The organism is Algoriphagus oliviformis (assembly GCF_017254915.1).
Taxonomy (GTDB): domain Bacteria; phylum Bacteroidota; class Bacteroidia; order Cytophagales; family Cyclobacteriaceae; genus Algoriphagus; species Algoriphagus oliviformis.
The window spans coordinates 854,249-876,124 of record NZ_JAFKCT010000001.1 but is presented as its reverse complement, the minus strand read 5'-3'; the positions used below and the strand labels follow the sequence as shown (position 1 = coordinate 876,124).

Below are 21,876 nucleotides of genomic sequence, written 5' to 3'. Positions count from 1 at the left end.
ACCCCCTAGAATAAATACAAATTTTGTCATGCAAATCCAACTATTAAAATCCAAAATACACAGAGTAAAAGTCACGCAAGCAGAACTTCACTATGTAGGGTCAATTACTATAGATGAAGATTTAATGGATGCGGCCAATCTCATCGAAAATGAAAAAGTACAGATCGTAAATATCAACAACGGAGAACGACTGGAAACCTATGTCATTAAGGGTGAGCGAGGTAGCGGCATGATCTGCCTCAATGGCCCGGCCTCCAGAAAGGTTGCCGTTGGGGATATTATTATAATAATAGCTTATGTAGGGATGGAGTTTGAAGAGGCAAAAAAATTCAAACCTGTTTTGATATTTCCTGATGAAAGGAACAAACTAAGCTAATGTTAAACATAAAATTTAAACAAGGCATCCAGATAGTAATATCACTAATTATTGCTATCTGGATTTTTTGGTTTTTATATAAAGACATAGAGCTGGCCAGCTTGATATCCCAAGTCCGATCGTCCCGGTGGACTTGGATTGTCTTTTCCCTTGCCATCTCGCTTTTTGGCTATTGGCTACGGGGCTGGAGATGGGCGTTGCTTATGAACTTCGAGGAGGGGGAAAAGGTCAGCCCTGGACGAGCCTATCACGCCGTGATGGTGGGCTACGTGGCCAATCTCCTCGTGCCGCGTGCCGGAGAAGTCGCCCGCTGTGGCGTGCTGGCCAGAACCAACGGCATCTCGGTGGGCCGCTTGCTGGGCACGGTCATCGTCGAGCGGAGCATTGACCTGCTCTTCTTGGTAGGCATTATTTTTCTCGCTTTTTTGGTGGAAAACCAGCTTTTTCTGGCCTTGGCCGGAGAAATGGTCGACCTGCAAGGCCTCGGCTCCAAACTGGCGGCAAACCTTCCGCTCTTGCTCGGAGGGGCGGCGGTTTTCGCCCTGTTTCTATACCTCCTCGGCAGGATGTTTCGCAACAGCGGCCTGATCAAAAAAGCCCAGGGCTTTGGTCGCCAGCTCCTCTCCGGCCTCCAAAGCATCTCAAACCTCAAGAACCCCATGGGCTTTTGGCTCAGCTCCGTCGTGATCTGGATAATCTATTTTTTCACCATGTACACCGTCTCGCTCGCCATCCAGAGCACTGCCAACTTGACACCCGGAGAGGTCTTGCTGGTAATGGTGATGGGCACTATTGGCATGGTAGCGCCGGTGCAGGGCGGCATTGGCACCTTCCACGCCCTCGTGGCGTATATTTTGATACAGTTTGGAATATCAGAGTCCGACGGGAAAATTTTCGCAGCCATCATCCACGGTACCCAATTGATCTTGGTACTGGTGGGAGGCTTGATCAGCTGGCTGGTCATGGTGAGGATCCCCGCTTGGAATAAACCTGACAAGGTCTAACTTCGTATTCACACCCAGCTAAACAATTTAAAAAATGATTATCGTAATCGTTGTCGTATTTGCAATCCTTGGATTTGCGGTCAGTAGCAGACTGAAGAGCAAATTCAGAAAATACTCCCAGACTGCCCTGCAGGCCAACCTCTCCGGCGCCGACATCGCCAAACTGATGCTGGCCGACCATAATATCCACGATGTACAAGTGGTATGCGTGGAAGGCCAACTCACCGACCACTACAACCCGATGAACAGAACCGTCAACCTGTCCCCGGATGTATACTACGGCCGCAATGCCGCCGCCACCGCCGTCGCAGCACACGAATGCGGCCACGCAGTGCAGCACGCCACTTCTTACACTTGGCTCAAGCTCCGATCCGCCATGGTGCCTGTCCAAAACGTGTCCGGCAAAATCCTCAACTTCGTCCTCATCGCTTCCCTTTTCGGGGGCCTGGCACTTGGGATGCCGGTACCCATGATGGGATACATCGTCGTGGGAGCGTACGGGGTGATGACCCTGTTTACGTTGGTCACCCTTCCTGTGGAATTTGACGCATCCAACAGAGCCTTAGCTTGGGTGCAAAATCGCAACATCGTGACCAAACCTGAATATGAAATGTCCAAAGACGCCCTGCACTGGGCTGCAATGACCTATGTGGTTGCGGCGCTGGCCTCTCTGGCCACGCTGGCTTACTACATCATGGTGTTCTTCGGCAACCGGGATTGATACAGGTCAAAATTTAGATTGAAAAGGGACAGGCAGCTGTCCCTTTTCTTTTTTTTGGGGTATATTTTCGGCAAGAAATCAAACCCAAAATATAATTCCCCATGCATTTTGAACTATCAGAGGAGCAGCTTGCCGTGCAGGAAGCCGCCAGAGAATTTGCCCAATCCGAACTGCTTCCCGGCGTCATCGAGCGCGACTCGCAAGCCATTTTCCCCAGAGAGCAAGTAAAAAAAATGGGGGAACTGGGTTTTCTCGGAATGATGGTTGACCCCAAGTACAATGGTGGCGGAATGGATACGGTGTCCTACACGATCGCCATGGAGGAACTTTCGAAAGTGGACGCCTCCGCCTCCGTCGCCATGTCGGTCAACAACTCCCTGGTCTGCTGGGGATTGGAAAAATACGGCACGGAGGAGCAAAAGCAGAAATACCTCACACGCTTGGCAAGCGGAGAAGTCTTGGGGGCGTTTTGCCTCTCGGAACCTGAGGCTGGCTCTGACGCCACCTCGCAGCGCACCACCGCCGAAAAAAACGGGGACCACTACCTGATCAACGGCGTCAAGAATTGGATCACCAATGGCTCCTCCGCCTCCATCTACCTGGTTTTTGCCCAGACAGATCCCGAAAAAGCACATAAAGGCATCTCTGTCTTTCTGGTTGAAAAAGGATGGAAAGGCTTTGTAGTCGGAAAAAAGGAAGACAAGCTCGGCATCCGGGGTTCTGACACGCATTCCCTGATCTTCACAGACGTCCAAGTCCCCGCCGAAAACCGCATCGGCGAGGAGGGGTTTGGATTCACCTTTGCCATGGAAACCCTCAACGGCGGCAGGATCGGCATCGCCTCCCAGGCGCTTGGCATCGCCGCCGGCGCCTACGAACTGGCCCTGGCCTATTCCAAGGAAAGAAAAACCTTCGGCAAGCCGATCAGCCAACACCAGGCAATCCAGTTTAAGCTCGCCGATATGGCCACCCAGATCGAAGCCGCCCGGCTTTTGGTCCGAAAAGCCGCCTGGCTCAAGGACCAGGGGGAAGACTACACCCAGGCTTCCGCGATGGCCAAAGTCTACGCTTCCGAGGTCGCGATGAATGTCACCATCGAGGCCGTGCAGATCCACGGGGGCTATGGCTACGTGAAGGAATACCATGTCGAAAGGCTGATGCGCGACGCCAAGATCACCCAGATCTACGAGGGCACCTCCGAAATCCAGCGCATCGTGATCTCCCGCGGAATACTCCGTTAGTTCAGCTCCATTCTTTCAAAAGGGTATAATTGCAAATTTTTATACCCGTTTTTTTATTTACCTCACAAATTTTAAAGAATATTCCTCTTTTGGCTTAGGAAAAATCATATTTTTGCGAATTAACTTTTACTCCGTTTTCATGGATTATTACAATAAAGTCATCGAATCAGTCCACGTCCGATTTTTGAAAGGCAACAACTTCAAGATTGAAAAGCCGGTAAGTGTAACGGGTTACGAGGAAAGCGAAAACAGCCTGATTCTGCTCCACCATGGCACCCTGAAATTTGGCGAGGACCAGGAGTTGGTCAATGAAGGGGAAGTTCTCTTTGTGCCAAAGGGCCAAAAGATCCAAATCACTTTCGGCACTGGCGCCAAGCGAAACGAGCTGGACATGGAGCAGTTTGGTGACAACAGAAGGAAATACCTCCAAAGCATCAGCTTCAAAGACATCAAAACCAGCGAAGACGACTGCATTTCCCTCGTCCAGTTTGAGTCCAAGGTTTTTGACGTCGTCAACTTCTTCAACTCCCTGGACATCCCCCCCTTCATCATTCGCTTCAACGACCGCATTGCCACGCTGGTCGAGGACGTCATCAAGGAGCTGGAGGCTGCCAATGTCGGCAAAGAACGGTCCCTCAAGGCCCAGACGGAAGTCTTGGTGATCGAGCTCCTGCGCCACATCCTGAAAAACCGACTCTTCACCGAAGAGCTCTCCACCAACTCGACCTATTTCAAAGACCCAAGGCTGATTGACCTGTTCAATTTCATCAAGGCCAATATCGGAGGCGACCTCTCCAACAAGGTTTTGGCCAAGGTCGCCAATGTATCGGAAGACTACGTGGGGCAGTACTTCAAAATGCTCACCGGGATCAACCCCCAAGACTACATCGAGTACCAGCGCATGGAGGCTGCCGTCGAGCTCCTGCGTACCACCAAAAAATCAATCCGCGACATCGGCAAGGAGGTCGGATACAAGGACACCGCCTACTTCTGCCGCCGCTTCAAGATGATGTACGGCGTACCGGCCGGCAAAATGCGCCGCAGGGAGTCCCTGATCAATATTCAATAAGATTGTAGGATTGCTTGATATCCAAGACCTCGGCCAAAAAGTCGGGGTCTTTTTCTGCCGCATTGCCGATGACGACCAGGTCGGCACCCGCTTCGAAGGCATTTTTTACCTTATCCCCGGAGCTAAGTCCCCCGCCGACGATCAGTGGGGAGGCTACCGCATCCTTCACCACCTCGATCACCTTGGCGCTCACCGGCGCAGCGGCACCGCTTCCCGCATCGAGGTAGAAAAATCTCATCCCCAGAAACTTGCCCGCCAAGGCCGTAGCACGAACCAGCTCAAGGTCATCGTTTGACAGGGGCAGGGTCTGACTCACGGCATGCACGCTGAGCAGCTCTCCCTGGTTCACCAGGAGATAGGCCGTGGGCAATACTTCAAGGTTCATCCGGGCCACTTCCGGGGCGGCAAGTACCTGATGGGAAATCAAAAATTCGGGATTGCGCCCAGAAATGAGGCTCATAAACAAGATCGCATCTGCTGAGTCGGATAGCTGGAGACCGGAACCTGGGAAAATGCAGACCGGGATATCGCCGGCCACCTTCTTGAGCTGCAAAACGGTATCCTCAAAAGCAGGGGAAGCAGAGACACTCCCCCCTACCAAAATCAGGTCCAAGCCCGACTTCGCCACCCAGGCAAACTGGCTGATGTCATCTACTTTCTCGGGATCCACCAGCCAAGCGACTCCCTTCCGGCGCTTTTTGGCGAGGCCCTTGAGCAGCCTACTGACCCTTTTCACTTTCCTTTGCTTCGGAAGGAGAGGAAAAAATATCGTTCATAAACCTGTCCTTGGCCAATGCGAGACCTAGGATAAACAGCTTTTGACTCAGACTGGGCCAAAAAGTAGTACGCTTCGGTTTGGTCAGGCGCTTTTTGATGTCCTCATTGAGGAGCCCTTCCCTTTCCAAGACTTCCAGTGCCTTGTCGGTAGGTTTTGTTTTTTTCTTTCGTGTAGCCTTTACGATGCCGTAGGTCAGGAGAGCTCCCACAGCCACCACGGCCCCCACTTTGATCCATTCCTCTGACTCCTTCTTCAATACTTCGAGCTGCTTGGCGAGTGTCTGCTCCAGTTCTTCCGGCGTCTTATCCAATTTCTTGCTCATTTTCTTCCTGCTCACGCTTTAGTTTGACCTTGAAAATAAAATTTTTGAGCATGCGCTCCACGCGCTGCTGGGTGCGGAGTGAGTCGCGGGTCACGATCATCGCCAAGACCACCAGGAAATACAGCAATGCCACGATCAGAAAGCCCATGTAGGGGCTCTTGGTGACCTGGCTGAGAAAAAACGCAAGCGACAGGGATAGAAACAGGAACACCAGCATCAGCATGCTGCCGATGACGACCAGCAAGATCAGGCGGGACAAAATCCCGACAAACTCGTCTTGGATTTCCTGCTTGACTATTCCGATACGGGCCTCGATGATCCCTTTTACTGTTTGGACGATTTCGCCGATTTTTAACATAATCCGGTTTTTATGGCTGCTTTTCCCCTAACATTTTCCGAATATACTGGAAAACGAAGGAGCAAAAAAATTGCCACAGCGGTCTTAGCCCGCCTCCTCGTAAAACTTAAACCTCAAAACCAGCTCCAGGGCTATCAAAATGGCCTGGTTGATCGGGTACTGGGTGGTGAGGGATTCGTCCACATCGTGGAGCCGAGTGTAGAACGCAGTCGCCATCGGCACGTCCAAGTCGGCATTGATCCGGGCATTGGCGGCAGCAAAGGCCTCCGGATCATCTTTCTTGAGAATCCTGCAGGTGATGAGTTCCTTTTGGCCGTATTTGGTCTTGCGGGCAGAGGCTCCAAACAGCCTGCAGATCAGGCCTCTTCCGGCATAGCTTCCGCAAAAGCCTTTGGTATGGTCCTCCGCCTTGGGGCGATAGACGATGCAGTTTTCGAGCTGGTCCTGGAGGGCAAGCTGGTTGGCGATATCCTCCGCAATGCCTTTTTCGTGCAGGTCAAAGGCCAGGGGCAAAAACTCCAAAGGCGAGGCGGGAATCTTGGGATTGGCGCAGCAATACCCACAGCCCGACAGGCAAGAGAGCCCACCCTCGGTCTGAAATTGGCTGGACTCGGATTCGAGCTGGCGAAAGACCTCCTTCACCGCTTCGGACTTCTCAAATAGATTCATTTCCTGAAATAAGGATGCAAAAGTAGAGCAAGAACAGCCCAAAAAAATTCGGTGACTCACCATTTTTTTTTCACTGATATTCAGAACTTTAATTTTTCACCCCTCCCAAAGGCCACCTATTGAGGCTGAGAATCGTTTTTTTGGGAGACTAAAGAGAGCACTATGAGCGATTTGGATGACAAAAAAGCCGAAGAACGTATTCGGAGAGCCTTCAAGGAAAGAGACTGGAGCGAGATACGCAGCGAAGATTCCTGGGCGATTTTTAAGGTAATGTCGGAGTTTGTCGAGGGCTACGAGAAGCTCGCCAAGATCGGGCCCTGCGTCTCGATCTTTGGCTCGGCACGTACACCCAGAGACCACGAATACTACCTGATGGCCGAGGAGATCGCCGCAAAACTGGTAAGACATGGCTATGGCGTCATCACCGGCGGTGGGCCCGGCATCATGGAGGCAGGCAACAAGGGGGCTTATTCCGAAGGGGGAAAGTCCGTCGGCCTGAATATCATGTTGCCTTTTGAGCAGTTTAACAACATCTACATCGACCGGGACAAGCTCATGAACTTCGACTACTTCTTTGTCCGCAAGGTCATGTTTATCCGCTATTCCCAGGGATTTGTCGTCCTCCCCGGAGGCTTTGGCACCCTGGACGAGTTTTTTGAGGCACTCACGCTGATCCAGACCAACAAAATCGGCCGCTTCCCCATCGTCTTGGTGGGTAAGTCCTATTGGGAGGGCTTGGTGGACTGGATCAAAAACACGCTGCTGTCCAGGCTAAACTACATCCTCGAGGACGATCTGGAGCTATTCACCGTCGTGGACAACGCCACCGATGCGGTGAAGGTCATCGACGACTTCTACAGCAAGTACCTGCTGAGCCCAAACTTCTGATCTGGAAACGGAAAAACTTGCCGAAAAAGGCGAAGGCTTTGGTCTGGGTGCTCAGGCGAGCTTCAGCTTGAGCTCCCCGTGCCGCTTCACCACCTTCAGGTCAAAATACTGGTTGATAAACGCCTTGCAGTGGTTTTCGGCCCAGTCTGCCCTCGTCTCGGTATCGTAGAGCAGGGTCATACGGAGCATGGTCTTCACATACTGCTCGTGCTGTCCCAGTTCTTGCAGCCAAGCGACCAGGGCATCCTCCCATTCTTCCTTGAACTTTTCGAAATGGGTGCGCCCGTCAAAAAGCAACTCCAGCTGGTTGTCACGGTTTTTGAAACGGTAGATCCCGCACAGCTGCCGATAGATCATCCGAAGCCTATCCACCGGAAACTCATAGGTATCCAGAATTTTGGCGTAGGTCTGGTCCATGAGCCGAAGGGGATTGTACAGGCAGGTGTAGGAACGCTTCAGCTCGCACACCATCTGATCCATCAATTGCTCCTCCAGGGCAAATTGGGCCTGTCGGAGGATGTAATTTTTGTCCAGCGGAAAAAGCTTGTCGATCATGCAGCGTAGGGATTCCGGCAAAAATACGATTAATCTTCTTTAAACCATTCCCCCAAACAACGAAAAGCGGTATCCGAACGACAAAGTCACCGGCCTTTCGCCATTTTTTCCGCCATGCCTACCAATCTGCCGGCCGCCGGGCCTGGTATGCGGCCATCCTGTCCAGCAGCTCCACGGGATCGTCTGAGATGATGAGCAGTTCCTCCTGCTCAGGATAGAGAAAGCCCGATTCCATCGCATGGTTAAGAAACTCGATCAGCTTATCGTAGTACCCGTTGACGTTGAAAAGTGCGAGCGGCTTTTGGATGTATTGCAGCTGGTTGAGCGTCATGATCTCAAAGAGCTCCTCCAGCGTGCCTATCCCGCCCGGCAAGGCGATGAAGCCGTCTCCCCGCTCGGCCATGAGCCACTTCCGGTCGCGCATCGTCTCCACGATGACCAGCTCGGTGCAGCCCTGATGGGCTACTTCCCGGTCGACCAGCTTTTGGGGAATGATCCCGAGGACTTCTTTGCCCGCGGCCAGCATCTCATCGGCAATGACGCCCATGAGGCCTACCCGGCCCGCACCATAGACCAGGGAAAGGTCCCGCTTGATCATCTCCTGGACCAAGGCCCTAGCCCCGGCCTCAAAAACGCCGCTGTTGCCCTTTCTCGAACCGCAGTAAATCGTGATCTTTTTCATACCCCCGAAAATAAGCCCTGGAAGCCAGTGTAGAAAACCCAAAGGCCGCAAATCCCATTTCTGCCCGTCGATTCCAATTCTCCGCGTCCTTTGCACTACCTTTGGCAGTCCCAACCCGAAAAACACCATCCATGAAAATCTGCTTTGCCACCAACAACCAGAAGAAAATAGAGGAGGTAAAGGCCGCGCTGTCGCCCGATTTTGAGATTGTCTCCCTACAGCAGATAGGCTGTCACGAGGAGCTGCCGGAGACCGGCGACACGCTGGAGCACAATGCCTTCCAAAAAGCCCGGTATGTCAAGGAGCATTACGGCATCGACTGCTTTGCCGATGACACGGGGCTGGAGGTCGCCGCCTTGGACGGTGCCCCCGGGGTGTATTCGGGCAGATTTGCCGGAGAGCCCCGCAGCGATGCGCGCAACATCGCCCTGCTGCTGGAGAAGATGGAGGGCAAGGCCGAGCGACAAGCCCGGTTTCGCACTGTCATTGCCCTGATCTGGCAGGGGGAAGAGTTTTCCTTTGAGGGCATCGCCGAGGGGGAAATCCTCCGGGAAAAAGTGGGACAGGGAGGCTTTGGCTACGATCCGGTCTTCCGACCGAGCGGCTTTGACAAGACCTTTGCGGAGTTGACTTTGGCCGAAAAAAACGCCATCAGCCACCGAGGGCAGGCCGTGCAGGCCCTGATTGCCTTTCTCCAAAGCCTCAAATGACTTACCTTTGTCAGCGATGAAAAAACCGTTTATTGTGGGAATCACCGGCGGATCGGCCTCGGGAAAAACCCTTTTTCTGGAGCGCCTGCTGAGCAGCTTTGAGCCCGGCGAGGTATGCCTCATCTCCCAGGACAACTACTACAAGCCCCGGCACCAGCAGCCCATAGACGGGCAGGGCGTCCACAATTTCGACACGCCGCACAGCATAGACTTCGAGCAATACGTCGAGGACATCCGCAAAATCCAGGACGGCGAGACCGTCCAGCGCGAGGAATACACCTTCAACAACGCCTCCAAAAAACCGAAAATGCTAACTTTTGCCCCGGCTCCGGTCGTCGTGGTGGAGGGGATTTTTGTGTTGTTTTATCCCGAGCTGGCGGAGCTCCTGGACCTGAAGGTATTCATCGACGCCAAAGACCACATCAAGCTCAAGCGCCGCATCATCCGAGACAAAGTGGAGCGGGGCTACGACCTGGACGACGTGCTCTACCGCTACGAGATGCACGTGATGCCCACCTATGAGAAGTACATCAAGCCCTTCAAGAACGAGGCCGACCTCATCATCCCCAACAATTCCAGCTTTGACATGGCACTGGATGTGATCCGTACCTACCTGAGAACCAAGTCGGCACGCTGACCTCAAAAAAAAGGAGTCAAAAAGCGTGTATTTCAAATAATGCCTATATTTGCGGCGCATGAAAACCCGGGAAACCCATAGCAGTCTATTCCAGCAGCGCTTTACGCTGTTGATGGCCTTGTTGCTATGCCTGTTTGTGTCCGGGGTGGAATACCTGCCCCAAGAGGGCAGAGTCGACCAGACCGAGCAATCCTCCGAAAACCCCGACCAGACCTTCCTCAACGTGGCGGTGGACGCCGTGGTGCCGTTTGTACTGCACGTCTCGCATACGGTCATGCATCTGATCTACCAGATTTTCAGCTTTGAAGTCAAGCTGCCAGCCACTCCGGTGATAGCGGCTTCTGCCCCCAATGAACTCATAGAGATACTTTTTGAGCGGATTATTTCGCCTCAGGGGCCCTGATTTCCGTTTTTTCCCGCCACCAACACCCGCTGGACCGCACTCGGCCCGGCCATTTCCCTGTATTTCTTAAACAATTAAATATCCAACCCTTATGCAAAACAAAGGTGTCATTGTGTTTTTGACAGTGATCATTACGGCGCTCTGCCTGTACTACCTGTCATTCACATTCGTCTCCAGCGGCATCCAGCAGAAAGCGGAAGCTTATGCCACCGATGCCTCCGGCAATATCGACTTTGCCAAAAGAAGAGCTTACCTGGATTCCATCTGGCGTGAGCCGGTTTACAACTTCCTGGGTGCCGACTTTACCTATCAGGAAATCAAAGAAACCGAACTTGGACTGGGCCTTGACCTCCAGGGCGGTATGCACGTGACCCTGGCCGTCTCCCCCGTGGAGATCGTCAAAGGCCTGGCTGGCAATCCCAAAGACGAAGGCTTCAACAAATCCATCGAGGAAGCCAGAGAGCAGGCCAAAACCTCGGACTCCAAGTATGTGGACCTCTTCTACGCTTCTTGGCAGAAAAACAACCCGGGCAAAAAGCTGAGCACCATCTTCGCCACCGCTGCCAACAGAGGAAGAATCTCCCTGGAATCTTCGGACGGCGAGATCCTCGACCTGATCAATACGGAAGTGGAAAACGCCATCGAGCGCTCCTTCAACATCCTGAGAACCCGTATCGACCGATTCGGTACTTCCCAGCCCAACATCCAGCGCATCGCCGGTTCCGGTAGAATCCAGATCGAGCTTCCGGGCGTGGACAACCAAGAGCGTGTGCGAAACATGCTGCAAGGTGTGGCCAAGCTGCAGTTTTGGGAAGTATTGGAGCTGAACGAGTACGGTGGATCCATCGAAACCATCAACTCTACCTGGGTAGCTGACCAAAAAGCCACCTCCACTCCAGCGGACACTGTCGCGGCCGAGCTGTCCTCCGAAGACTCCCTGAAGAATGCCCTGGAAAAACAGCTGGAGCAGATCGACCCGATGGGCAACACCACGGACGTATCTCCTCTGATCAGCGCCTTGAAGGCAAGCTACGGGCTGGTGTACGACGTGAAAGACACCGTCGCCATCAACCGTATCATCAAAAACGAGCGCTACAAGTCCTTCCTGCCTAGAGACCTCAAGCTCCTCTGGGGTGTGAAGCCTACCGTGGCCGAAGACGGCAGCGAGCTGCTGGAGCTCTACGCGATCAAGACGACCAGAGGCTCTGACCAGGCTCCTCTCGAAGGTGACGTGGTGACTGACGCCCGTCAGGCCCTTGACCAGACTTCCCGTCCGGCAGTCTCCATGCAGATGAATGCTGAGGGAGCCCGCAAGTGGAGAACCCTCACCTCCGAAAACGTAGGCAGAAGAATCGCCGTCGTACTCGATGACTATGTGTACACCGCCCCTGTGGTCAACGGAGAAATCCCCAACGGCCAATCAGAAATCTCCGGCAACTTCACCCTGGTGGAAGCCCAAGATTTGGCCAACATCCTGAAGTCAGGCTCCCTGCCTGCCCCTACCCAGATCGTAGAGGAAAGCATCATCGGCCCAACCCTGGGTAAAGAAGCCCAAAACCAAGGCGTGTTCTCCATGATCGCCGGTCTGTCGCTGGTGGTACTCTTCATGGTAGCCTACTATGCCAAAGGTGGTCTGGTGGCCATCGCCGCCCTGGTGTTCAACATCTTCTTTATCCTCGGCATCCTGGCCCAGCTGGGCACTGCCCTGACCCTGCCTGGCATCGCCGGTATAGTATTGACCATCGGTATGTCCATCGATGCCAACGTATTGATCTTTGAGCGTATCAAAGAAGAACTGCGCAACGGCGTAGGCCTCATGACCGCGATCAACGCCGGCTACAGCAAGGCCTTCTCCGCGATCCTTGACGGCAACGTCACCACCTTCCTAACCGGTGCCATCCTCTTCGCCCTGGGTCAAGGCCCTGTGAAAGGCTTCGCCATCGTCTTGATGATCGGTATCGCCTGCTCCTTCTTCTCTTCCGTATTCATCACCCGCGTGATCGTATCCTGGATGACCAAGAAAGGCGACAAGAGCAGCATCAACTTCACCGCTCCTTTTGCCAAAAACGCACTCAGCGGTCTCAACGTCGACTTCATGAGCAAGCGCAAGTTTGCCTACCTCATCTCCACCTCCATCATCGTGATCGGACTGGGCATCGCTGCGGTCAACGGCCTGAAATTCGGCGTGGACTTCACCGGTGGTCGCTCCTACATCGTGGCCTTCGAGGAGGCGGTAGTTCCTTCCGACCTGAAAGTCGGTCTCGACGGGGAATTTGACGGCTCCGTGGAGGTGAAAACCTACGGGTCAAACAACGTCCTGAAGGTGACGACCTCCTACCTGATCAACGAAGACGACGACGCTTCCAACAAAGAAGTGGAAGCCAAGGTCAAAGAAGGCATCGCCAACGTGACCGGATTCACCTTTGTGGAAAATGCCGAGCAAGTCTCTGCGGGACAGTTCTCCATCACCGGATCTTCCAAAGTAGGCGCTACCGTCGCAGACGACATCAAGGCTTCCTCTGCGGAAGCGATGATCGTGGCCCTGATCGCCATCTTCCTTTACATCTTGCTGAGATTCCGCAAGTGGCAGTTCTCCCTGGCTTCGATCGTGGCCTTGGTGCACGATACCCTTTTCGTGATCGCGGCATTCGCCATCGGCAGCGCCTTTGGAGCCACCTTTGAGATCGACCAGGTATTCATAGCGGCGGTACTGACCGTGATCGGTTACTCGATCAACGATACCGTGATCATCTTTGACCGTATCCGTGAAAACATCGACAGCCGCGGTACCCACAAGCTGGTGAAAGTCTTCAACGACTCCATCAACCAGACCCTGGGCAGAACGCTCATCACCTCCTTCACCACCCTGATCGTGGTGATCATCCTGCTGTTGTTTGGCGGGGAAGTATTGAGAGGATTCTCCTTCGCGCTTTTTGTGGGTATCATCGTGGGTACCTACTCCTCCATCTACATCGCCACTCCTATCGTGGTGGACTTGATGAAGAAAGAGCTCGAAAACGAGAACACTCCGAAAGAAGTCAAGAAAACGGCCTAAGGCCTAGGCTACTTTCCAAAAAATCAGGAGCGGGATACTTTCCCGCTCCTTTTTCTTTTATCGGGCTGGGATAAAACCTATATTTTCGGATTCTAATCGATTTTAGACAACTATCCTCTCAAACCGCAGCCGCATGAAAATAGAAAAGAAGGATTTCGAGAAAATGAGGGCCAAATACGCCCGGGAAATCGGATCCGGAAAACCCGCCACCAACAAAAAGGGCAAAATCAAAAAGCAAACGGACTGGATCTTTTTTGACCGCAAATCCCTCGAAGCCATCCTCGCGGAGACCGATCCGGAAAAAGGCGGCATCCGCTTCTACTTCACCGAGTACACCAGCCGAACCGCCAAAAAATACCATCCCAAGCAAGGAGAGCTATACAATGGCCTGATGACCCTGGTCTACGAAGCCGCTTCTTGTGAAGCTCTGGCAGAAGAACCCGGAGAAGACTTCGAAAACGTGGGCCATTCCTGTCCTCCTACCTGTCAAACTCCCGAGAAGAAAAGAAAGTGAAGCTCTTTCTTGATAGGATCAGCTACTACCTCATCTCAATCGACCTCATGTTTTTGGTGGGGTCGATCACTTTTTTCTTGCTGGATCGCCAGGATCGGGAAAAACCCCTTTACCGGCTTCTTTGGATAGCCCTGTCCCTGGTTTTTGTGTATGAAAACATCGCCTTCTACCTCGCAGTCAAAAAAACTTTCAATGCCTGGGTCTACAACATATTTTTCAGGCACTTCGCCACTTGGGTTAATCTGCTGATCATCCGAGCATTTGCCCTGACAGCCGGGTTCAAGAAAGCCATCCACGGCTTCATGATTTCCCTTTTGCTGTTTTCGGGGATTCCCTACCTCTTTGGCTTTATACCTTTCAATGATGCCGGAGAATACACTTCCCTGCTGAGCGGCTCATTCATCATCATCGCCTGCGGCCTGTTCTATTGCGAGCTGCTTTCCCACGATCGCTACCTCGAGACCGACCCCCTGAGGTTTCCGGGATTTTGGATCTGCACCTTGTTGCTGTTTTTCTATTCGGCATCCTTCATGATCCTGATTTCCTACGCCTACTTGATCCAGCGTCCCAACATCTACTACGCAGTCATCAAGATCGCGCAGCACTCCGCTTTGGCGCTGTACTTCGTGTTTCTGCTTACCCTGGTCCAACGGAAATTTTTCCCACAGACCTCATCCCTTCCTCGCCATGACTGAGACCGAAAGCCAGGTTTTGCTGATCCTGTTTGGCGGTATATTCTTCGCCATTCTGATGACGCTCTTTGTCGTGGGCGTGGTACTGATCCATCGCCAGCGCCAGGCCAAAAACCGCCAAAAGATAGCCCAATTGCAGGCCGAGTTTGAGAAAACCATACTCAATGTCGAAAACGAAATCCAGCAGGAAACCCTCGCCCAAGTCGGCCGCGAGCTCCACGACAACATCGGGCAGCTCCTCTCCCTGACCAAGCTCAACCTCAACTCCTCCAAACCCGAAAAACAGCAGGAGGCCAAGGGCTATGTCAACCAGGTCATCAAGGAAGTCCGCGCACTCTCCAAAACCCTCAACCTGGACTGGGTCGAGTCCCTCAGCCTGGACGAGTTCATCACCCAGCAGCTGGAGCGCGTCCAGGCCACGGGATTTTGCGAGACCTCCCTGCAGTCCGACCAGTCCTTTGCGGAGCTGAAAAAAGAGGAAAAACTGGTGCTCATCCGGGTGATCCAAGAATCCCTGAACAACGCCATCAAACACGCCGAGCCCAACCATATCCAGGTCCGCATCCACCGGCAGGGCCCTTCCCGCATCCTGGAGATCGCCGACGACGGACTGGGCTTTGACAGCTCCCAAAAGTCCTCCGGCAGCGGAATGCACAACCTCCACAAACGCATGGAAACCATCGGCGGCAAGTGCAGTGTCTCTTCCAGCCCAGGCGAGGGCACTTCCATCCGGATCGAACTGCCTGTTTAGCCCGGATTTAGCCCGCCTCGTGGCCAAACAGGGGTCGTTGGCATTCGGAAAAAACAGGAACGAACGGAGCGAGTTTTCGGGCCAAAACGCAAAATCGTAGCCCCAAATCCCAGAAATTCCTCCTAATTTGGTTGAAATTTAACCTATTCCAGATCCAAGCATGAAAATCACCAAGGGGGACTTTGAGTCCATGAGGGAGAAGTATGACAAAGAAGTAAAAAAAGGCAAGCCCGCCAAAGGCAAAAACGGCAAGGACAAAACCAACCAGACCAACTGGATTTTTTTGGATAGGGAAACGCTGGAAGGCCTACTGGCCAAAGCCGACCAAAATCCCAAAGTGGGAGGGGTTCAGTTTTATTTTACCGAATACACCGAAGAAACCGCGAAAGAACGCTATGCCGATGAAGCAGACAAATATGTCGGCCAGATGACCCTGGTCATGCGCGCGGCTAATCTCAAGGAAAACAAGCTTCATTCGGTCAGTCTCGGAGGGCTGGAAGACGAGTACCAATGCGACGGAACGGAGTGCCCCCATGTTTGTGAGCCGGAACCTACGGATACCTAACCATGGACAGTAGATTCTGGAGTGCCTTCGGGAATTGGCAAACGATTGTTTTAGACCTCGCCCTACTCCTAGGCACCTGTTTATTCTTAAAATTACCCAAGGAAAAAAAAGGCGATAGTGCCTACTGGCTTCCTTTTTTGATTTTATCGTACATTGCGATCTACCAAAATTTCGGTGCCTACACCAATTACAATTACGAGTTTAAAAAGGCCGTCAACGCTTATCTCGGAAATACGGAAAACCCCAAATTCAACCTGTGGCTTTTCAATATTGCAGAAAGGCAAATACTGGCCATCCTGTATCTGCTCTTGATCAAATCCTGGCTGGGGCCTTCCATGAAAAAATACGTCGATTGGATGATCATGATTTTTGTCGCGGTCGCCCTCACGCTACAGATCAGCGGAATTGAACTGATGTACACCGAGCAACCCATTATCTTTGCGATTGGTGCCAATATGATCCTGGTCGCCTGCGGCCTGTATTTTATCGGATTGATTACCAACGAAAACTACCTTCAGTCACAGCCTACCCGCCTGCTGTCATTTTGGGGCACCACCGTTCTGTTGTTCTACTTTTCGTTGACCTACATCTATGCCGTGACCTTGCTTTATCTCTACAGAGAAAACCTCACTTTGGGAAAAAGCCTGGCGAACATCAAGTATGTCATGCAGGTCATCAAACTCTGCATGTTGCTACTGCTGATCGCAGCCCCATTTCTTACCAAATTCTTTGACAGAGAGCCTCTCCATGATCCCGCCTGACAACCAAATTTACATCATCATATTCAGCACGATCTTTTTGGGAGGTTTGATGTCCACCTTCGTCGTGGCGATGGTCTTCATCCATCGCCAGCGCCAGGCCCAAAGCCGCCAAAAGATGGACCAGATGCAAGTGGAGTTTGAAAAGACCCTGCGCCATGTCGAAAACGAGATCCACCAAGAGACGCTGACCCAGATCGGCCGGGACCTCCATGACAACATCGGCCAGCTCCTCTCCCTGACCAAGCTCAACCTGAACTCCTCCAAGCCCGAAAAGCACCTGGAGGCCCGGGAATGCGTCAACGAAGCCATCAAGGAGGTCAGGGCCCTCTCCAAGACGCTGAACCTGGACTGGGTGGAGTCCCTGAGCCTGGACGAATACATTGCCCAGCAGCTCCAGCGCATCCAAGCCACCGGATTTTGCGAGACCTCGCTGCAGTCTGACCGGTCTTTTGCGGAGCTGAAAAAAGAGGAAAAGCTGGTGCTCATCCGCGTGGTGCAGGAATGCCTGAACAATGCCATCAAGCACGCCCAGCCAGACCGCATCGCCATCCGCATCTCCAAAAACGGCCGGGCGAGGCACATCGAAATCGAAGACAACGGGCAGGGCTTTGACACCTCGAAGCAATCCAACGGCAGCGGAATGTACAACCTGTCCAAGCGCATGGAGACCATCGGGGGCAAGTTTAGCCTGTCATCTGCCGTCGGAAAGGGCACGCTTGTCAATTTGGAGTTGCCTTTTTCGGTTTAGAATCCTAATTTCAGGCACTTTACGCTTCCTACCCTACTTTTCTTCCTACACACCCCAAACCAGAAATGATCCGGATCGCCCTGGCTGACGACCACAAACTATTTGCAAAAGGCATCGAAGGGCTCATCGAAGAGCACGAGGATTTGTTGGTGATCGGCCTGTTCCCCAACGGTAAAGAGCTGCTGGAGTTTGTAGATCGGGAGGAAGTGGACATCGTGCTCACCGACCTGAACATGCCCGTCCTCGACGGCTTTGGGGTCCTGAAGCACTGCAAGCTCCATCATCCCGAGGTGAAGGTCATCGTGCTGTCCATGTACGATGAGGAAAAGATCTTCAAGGAATGCATGATGCTGGATGCCGACGCCTTTATCCTCAAGGATGCCGATCCGGACGAGCTCATCTTCACGATCATCGAGGTGCACGAGGGCCGCTACGTGAAGGATTTCAAGCGGGTGATCCAGCAGGCAGACCTCGCCCCTTTCTTCGATGCTTTCCGCGAAAAATACCGCCTTTCCCGAAGGGAAACCCAAATCCTCAAACTCATCAGCGACGGTATGCTCAACCGGGACATTGCCGACGAGCTGAGCCTGAGCATACAGACCATCGAGACCCACCGCAAAAACATCCACCAAAAACTGCAGGTCTCTTCCCGCGTGGAGCTGATCAAAAAAGTCAGCGAAATGCACCTCTAACCCCTCCCCAAAACCATGACCCACCCTCTTCGCACGGCCCTGATCGGCTATGGATCGGTAGCCGAAAAGATGCACGCCCCCCTCATCGAAGCCTGCCCCGACCTGGATCTGGTGGCCGTAGTGGAACGGAACGGCAACAAGTGCGAGAAAAAATTCCCGAAGGTGCAGACCTTCCGGAGCCTGGAGGAGCTGCTCGCCGCAGACGCCGCAGACCTCATCTGCATCACCACGCCCAACGAGCACCACTTCCCCATGGCCAAGCAATGCCTCCTGGCCGGCAAGCACGTGGTGGTGGACAAGCCCGTGACCATCCACTCCCAGGAGGCCGAGGAGCTGGAGCGCATAGCCGGGGAAAGGGGATTGCTGTGCAGCGTATTCCAAAACCGGCGCTATGACGGGGACTTCCGCACTCTTCAAAAGCTCGTGGAGGAAGGGACGCTGGGAAGGCTGGTGTACCTCGAGTCGCACTTTGACCGCTACAGACCGGCTGTGTCGGAAAACTGGCGGGAAGCCGAAGTACCCGGAAACGGCATCACCTACGACCTCGGCTCCCACCTGATCGACCAGGTGGTCCTTCTTTTTGGCAAGCCCCAGGCGATCTTTGCCGACATCCAAAAACAGCGCAGCGGCGCTGTGGCCGACGACTATTTTGACATCGTCCTATACTATGGGGACTTCAAGGCCCGGGTCACCGCAGGCATGCTGGCTTTGGCCCCGAGTCCGAAGTTTCTGCTGCTGGGCGAAAAAGGCAGCTACGAGAAGTACCACCTCGACGTACAGGAGCAGGCCTTCAAGGACGGAATCAAGCCCGGCTCCCCAGGTTGGGGTGTGGATCCGCCAGAGAGATGGGGGAAAATTTTCCTCAACGAGGGGACAAGTCCCCTACAGACCGTGGATGGAGACTACAGGATTTTTTACCAAAATATAGCCGACGCCATCCTGCAGGGCAGCGCCCCGAAAGTGACTTTGGCACAGGCGATTTTGGTGCTGAAGCTGATCGAAGCGGCCTTTGTCTCCGCCCGTGAAGGGAGAAAACTCGCCCAAGAGGAAGGCAACTGGTAATTTGCTTGGCCTATGTTTTGCCAAGGGCAAAGCATACCAACGTTTATTGCCATGAAAAAATTGTTTTTCCTTTCGTTCGCCCTCTTTGGACTCATCTCGGTCGCCCAAGCCCAGGTGAGTGTGGGGATCAACTTCCAAACTTCCGACACCTTCATCACCGTGGGCACAGATGCCGACAAGGAGTTTTTCGGGGAAGCCCGACTGGGCATCGCCCACGACCTAGGCCTAGAGCTGATGGGTGGATACAACTTTGTGAGAAAGTCTGAGGTGAATGCCTACGTAGGCGCTGGGCTCGGACTGCTGGGAGACCATCACCACCACCACCATCACGACGACCACGATGACATCTATGTGGCTATTCCTGTAGGCATCCTGGTGAAGCCTTTCAGCAACACCCGCAATCTGGGCTTCCTTGTCGAAGCAGCCCCGGTGTTTTCCGGTCATGACCACAACTACCTCCGAGGAGGAATAGGGGTCAAGTATACTTTTAGATAGTAGTACCGGAAGCGACTGGGATACAGACCGGGAATGAAACCCGTCTTTCAAACAATTTTAGTCGCAGATAATTGCATCTGACACCGAGAAAAGAGCAGCGAAAGCTTGCTCTTTTCTGGTTTTATAGGTCGAACAAAACGCCTTTTCTCAATTAATCCGACTATTTTAGGCATTCTGTTAACCAAGCGCACCTATTTCATGAAAATTTCCAAAGAAGACTTCCAGCAGATGCGCGCCAAGTACACTGCCGAAGTCCGTCAGGGCAAACCTGCCCAAACGATGACTGGCGAAAACACCAACCAAACCAGCTGGCTTTTTTTCAACCGGGAAACGCTCGAAGGACTGCTGGCCCAAGTGGACAAAGATCCCAAAATCGGCGGAGTCCAGATTTTTCTCTCCGAATACACCGAAGAAGTAGCCAAAAAACTCTATCCCAAATCCTATGAGCAAGTCGTCGGCTCGCTGACACTGGTACTCTGCCCCGCCAATCTCAACGAGAGTAAGCTGACCCGCGTGGAACTGGAAGAGGGAGGCACCACCTACGAAAACCACGGGGAAATCTGCCCTCCTCATTGTCAACCTGACCCCACCGACGTCTAGTCCATGCGCACCGAGCTTCTTCCTTTTATGTTCAGGGATTGGATATCCGTATCCAATTATGTCTTTTTGGTTCTGCTCTGTATCGTCTTTTTCCGACTTCCTTCTGCTTTGCGAAAAAGGAGCGATTACCTACTGCCCTTTATCTATATCTTCATCTTTGTGACGATTGATCCGGTGGGCTTTGGGTTCCGTCTTTTCCAAAATGTCAACGGCCCGATCAATGAGTTCTTTGGGAACCATGAAAAGCCCTTCTACAATGCGTGGCTATATAACATTGTCCTGAAGATGGCAATGCCCGTAGTGGCCCTTTTGCTGGTCAAAAACTACCTGCCTGCCAAGCAACAAGTAAGCGTAAAATGGATACTGATCGCCTTTGTTTCGTTTGCCATCGTTTACCAGGCGCTACAGCTGGAGCCCATTTACCTTAACCAAGGAATCTTGTTTGCGGTAGGGGCACTCTGCATGCTATCCGCCTGCTTTATCTATTACCATGCCCTGATGACCCGGGAGGAATATGTGTTCACGAACATCCTGCTTTTGCCATCCTTTTGGCAAGTCACGTTCATCATGTTCTATACCTCGCTCACCTATTTCAACAATATTTCCGCAAACTTCCTTACCGAAAACCACAGTGCCTTTCTTGTTTCAATGTACAAAGTGAGTCGATTTACCGGTGTGGCCCAATCTCTGGTGTATTTCCTCTGCCTGGCTGCCCCACTACTGAAGCTCAAGGTGGAAAACCAGCCCAACTATGCTTGACCAAGAAAGCCAGGTCATCGCCATTGTCCTTTCGGGACTGTTCTTCGCTGGACTGATGTCGGTCTTTGTGGTGGCGATGGTATTCATCCACCGTCAACGTCAGGATCTCGCCAGACAAAAACTCAATCAGGTACAGGCTGAGCATGAGAAAACCCTGCTCAGCATCGAGAACGAAATCCAACAGGAGACCCTCGCACAGGTCGGAAGGGAACTCCATGACAACATCGGCCAGCTCCTTTCCCTCACGAAGCTCAACCTCAATTCTTCCAAGCCGGAAAAACAGGCCGAAGGCCGCAGCATGCTCGGCCAGGTCATCAAAGAGGTCAGAAGCCTCTCCAAAATACTAAACCTCGACTGGGTAGAATCTTTGACTTTGGAAGACTTTCTTGCCCAGCAGCTGGAAAAGATCCAGTCCACCGGCTTCTGCCAGACCGACTTGCGAAGCGATCAGAGCCTTCCGGAACTGCCGAAGGAAACAAAAATCGTCCTGTTTCGGGTCATCCAAGAATGCCTCAACAACGCCCTCAAGCATGCCGAACCGAAACAGATCTCAGTGCGCATATCGCTTCCATCTGTCGAAAAAGTCCTACTCGTGATCCAAGATGACGGCCTGGGTTTTGATTCATCCATTCCTTCCCAAGGCAGTGGCATGACCAATCTTGCGAATCGCATGAAGACCATTGGAGGATCTTTCCTATTGAACTCCAAGCCTGGCGCGGGCACAAAAATCATCTTGGATTTCCCGATCTGAGCCGCAAAAGCCAAAAGC

Annotated in this window: 28 protein-coding genes; 22 read left to right on the top strand and 6 right to left on the bottom strand. The window is 52.8% G+C overall.

What is annotated here, in order from left to right:
* The first annotated feature begins 28 nt into the window (after window positions 1–28).
* From panD to J0A68_RS03730, 5 genes are all read left to right on the top strand, one after another.
* Complete coding sequence (gene panD / locus J0A68_RS03750; RefSeq protein ID WP_206576843.1) at window positions 29–376, top strand: aspartate 1-decarboxylase; 348 nt, start codon at window positions 29–31, stop codon at window positions 374–376.
* Window positions 376–1,380 carry a lysylphosphatidylglycerol synthase transmembrane domain-containing protein gene (locus tag J0A68_RS03745; RefSeq protein WP_206576842.1) on the top strand — a complete coding sequence of 335 codons (1,005 nt, stop codon included), beginning with the start codon at window positions 376–378 and terminating at the stop codon, window positions 1,378–1,380. The genes panD and J0A68_RS03745 overlap by 1 nt, the downstream gene beginning before the upstream one ends.
* A 34-nt stretch (window positions 1,381–1,414) precedes the next feature.
* Entirely contained in the window at window positions 1,415–2,101 is a 687-nt protein-coding gene (locus J0A68_RS03740; RefSeq protein WP_206576841.1) for a zinc metallopeptidase, read from the top strand.
* Between the two features lie 101 nt (window positions 2,102–2,202).
* Window positions 2,203–3,342 carry an acyl-CoA dehydrogenase gene (locus tag J0A68_RS03735; protein WP_206576840.1) on the top strand — a complete coding sequence of 380 codons (1,140 nt, stop codon included), beginning with the start codon at window positions 2,203–2,205 and terminating at the stop codon, window positions 3,340–3,342.
* A 139-nt stretch (window positions 3,343–3,481) separates the two neighbouring features.
* Window positions 3,482–4,411, top strand: a complete 930-nt coding sequence (locus J0A68_RS03730; protein WP_206576839.1) for an AraC family transcriptional regulator — start codon at window positions 3,482–3,484, stop codon at window positions 4,409–4,411.
* On the opposite strand, the gene J0A68_RS03725 is transcribed toward J0A68_RS03730, so the two are convergent.
* The 4 genes from J0A68_RS03725 to J0A68_RS03710 all read right to left on the bottom strand — a co-directional run bounded on the left by J0A68_RS03725 (window position 4,398) and on the right by J0A68_RS03710 (window position 6,538).
* Window positions 4,398–5,147 carry a phosphoglycerol geranylgeranyltransferase gene (locus J0A68_RS03725; protein ID WP_206576838.1) on the bottom strand — a complete coding sequence of 250 codons (750 nt, stop codon included), beginning with the start codon at window positions 5,145–5,147 and terminating at the stop codon, window positions 4,398–4,400. The two genes, J0A68_RS03730 and J0A68_RS03725, sit on opposite strands and share 14 nt — an antisense overlap.
* Window positions 5,131–5,511: a hypothetical protein gene (locus tag J0A68_RS03720; RefSeq protein WP_206576837.1), complete on the bottom strand. Its 381-nt coding sequence runs from the start codon at window positions 5,509–5,511 to the stop codon at window positions 5,131–5,133. Before J0A68_RS03720 ends, J0A68_RS03725 begins: the two co-directional genes overlap by 17 nt.
* Window positions 5,492–5,869, bottom strand: a complete 378-nt coding sequence (locus J0A68_RS03715) for a phage holin family protein (RefSeq protein WP_206576836.1) — start codon at window positions 5,867–5,869, stop codon at window positions 5,492–5,494. The genes J0A68_RS03720 and J0A68_RS03715 overlap by 20 nt, the downstream gene beginning before the upstream one ends.
* An 84-nt stretch (window positions 5,870–5,953) precedes the next feature.
* Complete coding sequence (locus J0A68_RS03710) at window positions 5,954–6,538, bottom strand: YkgJ family cysteine cluster protein (protein ID WP_206576835.1); 585 nt, start codon at window positions 6,536–6,538, stop codon at window positions 5,954–5,956.
* Window positions 6,539–6,700: 162 nt separating this feature from the next.
* Between J0A68_RS03710 and J0A68_RS03705 the strand changes: the two genes are divergently transcribed.
* Window positions 6,701–7,426, top strand: a complete 726-nt coding sequence (locus tag J0A68_RS03705) for an LOG family protein (protein ID WP_206576834.1) — start codon at window positions 6,701–6,703, stop codon at window positions 7,424–7,426.
* Window positions 7,427–7,477: 51 nt separating this feature from the next.
* Here J0A68_RS03705 and J0A68_RS03700 read toward each other — a convergent pair whose 3' ends face one another.
* The gene (locus J0A68_RS03700) at window positions 7,478–7,981 is read right to left on the bottom strand and encodes a hypothetical protein (RefSeq protein ID WP_206576833.1); all 504 of its coding nucleotides are present in this window, start codon (window positions 7,979–7,981) and stop codon (window positions 7,478–7,480) included.
* Window positions 7,982–8,099: 118 nt separating this feature from the next.
* Window positions 8,100–8,663, bottom strand: a complete 564-nt coding sequence (locus J0A68_RS03695; RefSeq protein WP_206576832.1) for an LOG family protein — start codon at window positions 8,661–8,663, stop codon at window positions 8,100–8,102.
* Window positions 8,664–8,794: 131 nt separating this feature from the next.
* On the opposite strand from J0A68_RS03695, the gene J0A68_RS03690 reads away from it, so the two are divergent.
* From J0A68_RS03690 to J0A68_RS03615, 16 genes are all read left to right on the top strand, one after another.
* A complete protein-coding gene (locus J0A68_RS03690; protein ID WP_206576831.1) occupies window positions 8,795–9,373 on the top strand; it encodes a non-canonical purine NTP diphosphatase in 579 nt (192 codons plus the stop codon).
* Between the two features lie 16 nt (window positions 9,374–9,389).
* On the top strand, window positions 9,390–10,010 hold the full coding sequence (gene udk, locus J0A68_RS03685) for a uridine kinase (protein WP_206576830.1): 621 nt from the start codon (window positions 9,390–9,392) through the stop codon (window positions 10,008–10,010).
* 58 nt (window positions 10,011–10,068) lie between these two features.
* The gene (locus J0A68_RS03680) at window positions 10,069–10,413 is read left to right on the top strand and encodes a hypothetical protein (RefSeq protein WP_206576829.1); all 345 of its coding nucleotides are present in this window, start codon (window positions 10,069–10,071) and stop codon (window positions 10,411–10,413) included.
* A 91-nt stretch (window positions 10,414–10,504) separates the two neighbouring features.
* Entirely contained in the window at window positions 10,505–13,468 is a 2,964-nt protein-coding gene (gene secDF, locus J0A68_RS03675; RefSeq protein ID WP_206576828.1) for a protein translocase subunit SecDF, read from the top strand.
* A gap of 133 nt (window positions 13,469–13,601) precedes the next feature.
* Window positions 13,602–13,982 carry a molecular chaperone DnaK gene (locus J0A68_RS03670; protein WP_206576827.1) on the top strand — a complete coding sequence of 127 codons (381 nt, stop codon included), beginning with the start codon at window positions 13,602–13,604 and terminating at the stop codon, window positions 13,980–13,982.
* Window positions 13,979–14,677: a hypothetical protein gene (locus J0A68_RS03665; protein WP_206576826.1), complete on the top strand. Its 699-nt coding sequence runs from the start codon at window positions 13,979–13,981 to the stop codon at window positions 14,675–14,677. The genes J0A68_RS03670 and J0A68_RS03665 overlap by 4 nt, the downstream gene beginning before the upstream one ends.
* Window positions 14,670–15,425: a sensor histidine kinase gene (locus tag J0A68_RS03660; RefSeq protein WP_206576825.1), complete on the top strand. Its 756-nt coding sequence runs from the start codon at window positions 14,670–14,672 to the stop codon at window positions 15,423–15,425. The genes J0A68_RS03665 and J0A68_RS03660 overlap by 8 nt, the downstream gene beginning before the upstream one ends.
* Window positions 15,426–15,585: 160 nt before the next feature.
* Entirely contained in the window at window positions 15,586–15,990 is a 405-nt protein-coding gene (locus J0A68_RS03655; RefSeq protein WP_206576824.1) for a molecular chaperone DnaK, read from the top strand.
* Between the two features lie 137 nt (window positions 15,991–16,127).
* Window positions 16,128–16,751, top strand: coding sequence for a histidine kinase (locus J0A68_RS03650; protein WP_236021332.1), 624 nt, complete (start codon window positions 16,128–16,130; stop codon window positions 16,749–16,751).
* Window positions 16,720–17,499 (top strand): sensor histidine kinase, encoded by a 780-nt coding sequence (locus tag J0A68_RS03645; protein ID WP_236021331.1) that lies wholly within the window; start codon window positions 16,720–16,722, stop codon window positions 17,497–17,499. The genes J0A68_RS03650 and J0A68_RS03645 overlap by 32 nt, the downstream gene beginning before the upstream one ends.
* A 65-nt stretch (window positions 17,500–17,564) precedes the next feature.
* A complete protein-coding gene (locus J0A68_RS03640) occupies window positions 17,565–18,191 on the top strand; it encodes a response regulator (RefSeq protein ID WP_206576822.1) in 627 nt (208 codons plus the stop codon).
* A gap of 15 nt (window positions 18,192–18,206) precedes the next feature.
* On the top strand, window positions 18,207–19,253 hold the full coding sequence (locus tag J0A68_RS03635) for an oxidoreductase (protein WP_206576821.1): 1,047 nt from the start codon (window positions 18,207–18,209) through the stop codon (window positions 19,251–19,253).
* 51 nt (window positions 19,254–19,304) lie between these two features.
* Window positions 19,305–19,748 (top strand): outer membrane insertion C- signal, encoded by a 444-nt coding sequence (locus J0A68_RS03630; RefSeq protein WP_206576820.1) that lies wholly within the window; start codon window positions 19,305–19,307, stop codon window positions 19,746–19,748.
* A gap of 198 nt (window positions 19,749–19,946) precedes the next feature.
* The gene (locus tag J0A68_RS03625; RefSeq protein ID WP_206576819.1) at window positions 19,947–20,348 is read left to right on the top strand and encodes a molecular chaperone DnaK; all 402 of its coding nucleotides are present in this window, start codon (window positions 19,947–19,949) and stop codon (window positions 20,346–20,348) included.
* 3 nt (window positions 20,349–20,351) lie between these two features.
* Window positions 20,352–21,107, top strand: a complete 756-nt coding sequence (locus J0A68_RS03620) for a hypothetical protein (RefSeq protein WP_206576818.1) — start codon at window positions 20,352–20,354, stop codon at window positions 21,105–21,107.
* Window positions 21,100–21,858: a sensor histidine kinase gene (locus tag J0A68_RS03615; RefSeq protein WP_206576817.1), complete on the top strand. Its 759-nt coding sequence runs from the start codon at window positions 21,100–21,102 to the stop codon at window positions 21,856–21,858. Before J0A68_RS03620 ends, J0A68_RS03615 begins: the two co-directional genes overlap by 8 nt.
* Window positions 21,859–21,876 lie beyond the last annotated feature (18 nt).

What these genes read in the sequence shown, in the direction of transcription:
- panD (WP_206576843.1), top strand. Translation starts at nt 29, where the DNA reads ATGCAAATCCAACTATTAAAATCCAAAATACACAGAGTAAAAGTCACG.
- J0A68_RS03745 (WP_206576842.1), top strand. Translation starts at nt 376, where the DNA reads ATGTTAAACATAAAATTTAAACAAGGCATCCAGATAGTAATATCACTA.
- J0A68_RS03740 (WP_206576841.1), top strand. Translation starts at nt 1,415, where the DNA reads ATGATTATCGTAATCGTTGTCGTATTTGCAATCCTTGGATTTGCGGTC.
- J0A68_RS03735 (WP_206576840.1), top strand. Translation starts at nt 2,203, where the DNA reads ATGCATTTTGAACTATCAGAGGAGCAGCTTGCCGTGCAGGAAGCCGCC.
- J0A68_RS03730 (WP_206576839.1), top strand. Translation starts at nt 3,482, where the DNA reads ATGGATTATTACAATAAAGTCATCGAATCAGTCCACGTCCGATTTTTG.
- J0A68_RS03720 (WP_206576837.1), bottom strand. Translation starts at nt 5,511, where the DNA reads ATGAGCAAGAAATTGGATAAGACGCCGGAAGAACTGGAGCAGACACTC.
- J0A68_RS03715 (WP_206576836.1), bottom strand. Translation starts at nt 5,869, where the DNA reads ATGTTAAAAATCGGCGAAATCGTCCAAACAGTAAAAGGGATCATCGAG.
- J0A68_RS03710 (WP_206576835.1), bottom strand. Translation starts at nt 6,538, where the DNA reads ATGAATCTATTTGAGAAGTCCGAAGCGGTGAAGGAGGTCTTTCGCCAG.
- J0A68_RS03705 (WP_206576834.1), top strand. Translation starts at nt 6,701, where the DNA reads ATGAGCGATTTGGATGACAAAAAAGCCGAAGAACGTATTCGGAGAGCC.
- J0A68_RS03700 (WP_206576833.1), bottom strand. Translation starts at nt 7,981, where the DNA reads ATGATCGACAAGCTTTTTCCGCTGGACAAAAATTACATCCTCCGACAG.
- J0A68_RS03695 (WP_206576832.1), bottom strand. Translation starts at nt 8,663, where the DNA reads ATGAAAAAGATCACGATTTACTGCGGTTCGAGAAAGGGCAACAGCGGC.
- J0A68_RS03690 (WP_206576831.1), top strand. Translation starts at nt 8,795, where the DNA reads ATGAAAATCTGCTTTGCCACCAACAACCAGAAGAAAATAGAGGAGGTA.
- udk (WP_206576830.1), top strand. Translation starts at nt 9,390, where the DNA reads ATGAAAAAACCGTTTATTGTGGGAATCACCGGCGGATCGGCCTCGGGA.
- J0A68_RS03680 (WP_206576829.1), top strand. Translation starts at nt 10,069, where the DNA reads ATGAAAACCCGGGAAACCCATAGCAGTCTATTCCAGCAGCGCTTTACG.
- secDF (WP_206576828.1), top strand. Translation starts at nt 10,505, where the DNA reads ATGCAAAACAAAGGTGTCATTGTGTTTTTGACAGTGATCATTACGGCG.
- J0A68_RS03670 (WP_206576827.1), top strand. Translation starts at nt 13,602, where the DNA reads ATGAAAATAGAAAAGAAGGATTTCGAGAAAATGAGGGCCAAATACGCC.
- J0A68_RS03660 (WP_206576825.1), top strand. Translation starts at nt 14,670, where the DNA reads ATGACTGAGACCGAAAGCCAGGTTTTGCTGATCCTGTTTGGCGGTATA.
- J0A68_RS03655 (WP_206576824.1), top strand. Translation starts at nt 15,586, where the DNA reads ATGAAAATCACCAAGGGGGACTTTGAGTCCATGAGGGAGAAGTATGAC.
- J0A68_RS03640 (WP_206576822.1), top strand. Translation starts at nt 17,565, where the DNA reads ATGATCCGGATCGCCCTGGCTGACGACCACAAACTATTTGCAAAAGGC.
- J0A68_RS03635 (WP_206576821.1), top strand. Translation starts at nt 18,207, where the DNA reads ATGACCCACCCTCTTCGCACGGCCCTGATCGGCTATGGATCGGTAGCC.
- J0A68_RS03630 (WP_206576820.1), top strand. Translation starts at nt 19,305, where the DNA reads ATGAAAAAATTGTTTTTCCTTTCGTTCGCCCTCTTTGGACTCATCTCG.
- J0A68_RS03625 (WP_206576819.1), top strand. Translation starts at nt 19,947, where the DNA reads ATGAAAATTTCCAAAGAAGACTTCCAGCAGATGCGCGCCAAGTACACT.
- J0A68_RS03620 (WP_206576818.1), top strand. Translation starts at nt 20,352, where the DNA reads ATGCGCACCGAGCTTCTTCCTTTTATGTTCAGGGATTGGATATCCGTA.
- J0A68_RS03615 (WP_206576817.1), top strand. Translation starts at nt 21,100, where the DNA reads ATGCTTGACCAAGAAAGCCAGGTCATCGCCATTGTCCTTTCGGGACTG.